The 3131-nt window shown below is 70.6% G+C and carries 3 protein-coding genes; all 3 read left to right on the top strand.

Annotated elements, in window-relative coordinates:
• Nucleotides 1-49: 49 nt before the first annotated feature.
• The 3 genes from BH719_RS04150 (at nucleotide 50) to BH719_RS04140 (ending at nucleotide 3120) form a co-directional block, all read left to right on the top strand.
• Nucleotides 50-1324, top strand: coding sequence for an ABC transporter permease (locus BH719_RS04150; protein WP_009743504.1), 1275 nt, complete (start codon nucleotides 50-52; stop codon nucleotides 1322-1324).
• Nucleotides 1321-1767 (top strand): cytidine deaminase, encoded by a 447-nt coding sequence (locus BH719_RS04145; RefSeq protein ID WP_009743503.1) that lies wholly within the window; start codon nucleotides 1321-1323, stop codon nucleotides 1765-1767. Before BH719_RS04150 ends, BH719_RS04145 begins: the two co-directional genes overlap by 4 nt.
• 69 nt (nucleotides 1768-1836) lie before the next feature.
• A complete protein-coding gene (locus tag BH719_RS04140) occupies nucleotides 1837-3120 on the top strand; it encodes a thymidine phosphorylase (protein ID WP_009743502.1) in 1284 nt (427 codons plus the stop codon).
• Nucleotides 3121-3131 lie beyond the last annotated feature (11 nt).

The following is a 3131-nucleotide window of genomic DNA, read 5'->3' as shown; positions in this document are numbered from 1 at the left end:
CCGGGCGGGAGCCGCAGGACCGGGTGCCCGAATCGAAAGGAGAAGCGCGATGAGCGAGGCACGGACGATGGAAGACATTCAGGTCAAGCGCTCGTGGAAGATGCCGGTCGTCTACGCCCTCGCGGCACTGCTCCTCGGCCTCTTCGCCCTCACCGCCCGCGGGGACGTCACCCTGCGCCTCAACGACAAGTCGCAGAGCCTGGACATCCCGGACATCGTTGCCGCGGGCACGCCGATCCTGTGCGTCCTCTTCGTCATCAACGCGGTGATCGCGGCGTGGAGCGCCTACTCCACGTTCCAGCGCCGGACGAACACGCGCGCCCTCGAAACGACGATGATGGGCGCCGCCGGGGCCGCCACCGTCCTCGGGTTCCTCGTCTTCGCGGGATCGGGCTCCAACGGCGCGGTGACGCTCACCTCCACGCTGGTGTCGACGGTCGCGATCTCGACGCCGCTGATCTTCGGCGCCCTGTCGGGCGTGGTCTCCGAGCACGTCGGCGTCGTCAACATCGCGATCGAGGGCGACCTGCTGGTGGGCGCGTTCGCCGGGGTCATGGCCGCGTCGTTCTTCCGCACCCCGTACGCCGGGGTCGTCGCCGCCCCGATCGCGGGGGCCCTGCTGGGCAGCCTGCTGGCCCTGTTCTCCGTGAAGTACGGGGTCGACCAGATCATCGTCGGCGTCGTGCTCAACGTGCTGGCCCTGGGGTTGACGACCTTCTTCTACGGGACGCTGATGAAGGACGCCCCCCAGGACCTGAACACTAACCAGTTTGCGCTCAGCGCCGTCAAGATCCCTCTGCTGGCCGAGATCCCGATCATCGGCCCGGTGTTCTTCAACCAGACGATCCTGGTCTACCTGATGTACGCGGCGGTCGTGGCGCTCACCGTCTTCCTGTACCGGTCCCGCTGGGGCCTGCGCCTGAGGGCGTGCGGCGAGCACCCGAGGGCCGCGGACACGGTCGGCATCAACGTCAACCGCACCCGCGCGACGAACGCCATCCTCGGGTCGGCGTTCGCGGGGCTGGGCGGCGCGTTCTTCACCCTGGGCTCGGGCCTGTCTTTCACGGACAACATCTCCGCGGGCAACGGTTACATCGCGCTCGCCGCGATGATCCTGGGCAAGTGGCACCCGCTGGGCGCCATGGGCGCGGCCATCATGTTCGGATTCGCCCAGGCCGTCGCCCGGCTGCTGCCGAACATCGAGCCGTCGATCCCCTCGGACCTCGTCTCGATGATCCCCTACGTGGTGACGATCATCGCCGTCGCCGGGTTCGTCGGCAAATCCCGCGCCCCCGCCGCCGAGAACGTCCCGTACGTCAAATGAGCGGGCAGCACAGGAGGAACAACATGGTGGATGTGGACTGGCAGCGGCTGAGCGCCCTCGCCGTCGAGGCGATGGAACGGGCCTACTGCCCCTACAGCGGCTTCCCCGTGGGCGCCGCGGGGCTGACCGCCGACGGGCGGTTGGTCTCGGGGTGCAACGTGGAGAACGCGGGGTACGGGTGCACCCTGTGCGCCGAGTGCTCCATGGTCAGCGAGCTCGTGCGCACGGGGGGCGGCCGCCTGGTCGCGGTCGCCTGCGTCAATGGGAACAAGGAACCGGTGGCCCCCTGCGGGCGCTGCCGCCAGGTCATCTACGAGCACGGCGGCGACGAGTGCGTCGTCCTCATGCCCGCGGGCGCCATGACGATGCGGGAAGTGCTCCCCGGCGCCTTCGGGCCCGACGACCTCGGCGAAGTGGCGGGCGCCGCGGCGCCCCGCGGTTGAGAGCACGGGGGGGCGGGGCGCGCGCCGTCCCCGCCCCCTCCCGTACGGAGATCACGGAAGAAGGAAGAGATGGAACAGTTCGACGCGGTTGACGTCATCCGCACCAAGCGCGACGGCGGCGCGCTCAGCCACGACCAGATCCGATGGGTGGTCGACGCCTACACGAGGGGCGTGGTCAAGGACGAGCAGATGGCGGCGCTCGCCATGGCCGTCTTCCTGCGCGGCATGGGGCGCGAGGAGATCTCCCAGTGGACGCGGGCGATGATCGAGTCGGGGGAGCGCATGGACTTCTCCGGGATCGGGCGCCCCACGGCCGACAAGCACTCGACGGGGGGAGTCGGCGACAAGATCACGCTGCCCCTGGCGCCCCTGGTCGCCACTTTCGGCGTCGCCGTCCCCCAGCTGTCCGGGCGGGGCCTGGGGCACACCGGCGGCACCCTCGACAAACTCGAGTCCATCCCCGGATGGCGGGCCTCGCTGTCCAACGACGAGGTCCTCCACCAGTTGGGCGAGGGGTGCGGCGCGGTGATCTGCGCGGCGGGATCGGGCCTGGCGCCCGCGGACAAGAAGCTCTACGCCCTCAGGGACATCACCTCGACGGTCGACTGCATCCCCCTGATCGCCTCGTCGATCATGTCGAAGAAGATTGCGGAGGGCACGGACTCGCTGGTCCTCGACGTGAAAGTCGGCTCCGGCGCCTTCATGAAGGACATCGACGACGCCCGCGAACTCGCGCGCACCATGGTCGATCTGGGCTCCGACGCGGGCGTGAGGACCCGGGCGCTCCTCACGGACATGTCGACGCCGCTGGGCTTGAAGGTCGGCAACGCCCTGGAGGTCGCCGAATCGGTCGAGGTCCTGGCGGGCGGCGGGCCCGCGGACGTCGTCGATCTGACGGTGGCGCTGGCGCGGGAGATGCTGGAGTCGGCGGGAGTGCGCGACGCGGACGTCGAGGCGGCCCTGGCCGACGGCCGCGCCATGGACACGTGGCGGGCCATGATCCGCGAGCAGGGCGGCGACCCCGACGCGCCGCTGCCGGTCTCGAAGCACACGCACACGGTCTCCGCGGAGGCGGACGGCGTGCTCGAGGCGCTCGACGCCCTCGCCGTCGGCGTCGCCTCGTGGCGCCTGGGAGCCGGGCGCGCGGTGAAGGACGACCCCGTTCAGGCGGGGGCCGGTATCGAGCTGCACGCCAAACCGGGCCAGCGCGTGAGCAAGGGGCAGCCCCTGCTCACGCTGCACACGGACGACGAATGGCGCATCCCCCGCGCCCTCGAATCGCTGGAGGGGGGGATCGGGATCGGGGACAGCGCCCCCGAGGAGCGCGGAGTCGTCCTCGAACGCGTCGAGTGAACGGCGCGGGC

This window comes from Pauljensenia hongkongensis (genome assembly GCF_001746855.1).
Taxonomy (GTDB): domain Bacteria; phylum Actinomycetota; class Actinomycetes; order Actinomycetales; family Actinomycetaceae; genus Pauljensenia; species Pauljensenia hongkongensis.
The sequence above is the reverse complement of the archived record's forward strand: the minus strand, read 5'-3'. Positions and strand labels throughout refer to the sequence as shown.